Origin of the sequence: Enteractinococcus helveticum (assembly GCF_001657475.1) — a bacterium.
Taxonomy (GTDB): domain Bacteria; phylum Actinomycetota; class Actinomycetes; order Actinomycetales; family Micrococcaceae; genus Yaniella; species Yaniella helvetica.
Genome location: NZ_LXEY01000075.1, coordinates 1 through 379, shown reverse-complemented (window position 1 = coordinate 379; position 379 = coordinate 1). Strand labels below are relative to the sequence as shown.

At 66.2% G+C, this 379-nt stretch carries 1 protein-coding gene; it reads left to right on the top strand.

All coding sequences use genetic code 11. The features are described from left to right. On the top strand, positions 1-226 hold a 226-nt coding region (locus tag A6F49_RS14575; RefSeq protein WP_456072991.1), incomplete at its 5' end, for a hypothetical protein. Positions 227-379: the final 153 nt, after the last annotated feature.

Here is a 379-nt window from a genome sequence, read left to right as displayed (position 1 = left end):
GATGGAGCTCTATGACGAGGAAGCCATCAGCGTGCAGCTGCCCGATACCATCGAGGCGACGATCGTCGAGGCCGACGCAGTGGTGAAGGGCCAGACGGCGTCGTCGTCGTACAAGCCCGCCGTGCTCGACAATGGCGTGCGCATCATGGTGCCGCCGCACATTGCGTCGGGCACGCGCATCGTCGTCGACGTGTACGAGCAGACCTATGTCCGCCGTGCGGACTGATGCCTGACGTGATCAGAGATGCGCGCAGCTTCCGGGCCGAGCGGCCCTGGGGCGCGCGCGATCTGGTCGAGATCGAGGGGGCGACGGCACGCCTGCATTGGACGGACCAGCCCTATCGCTGGCACGTGAATGACGGCGCCGAACTCTTCTGCG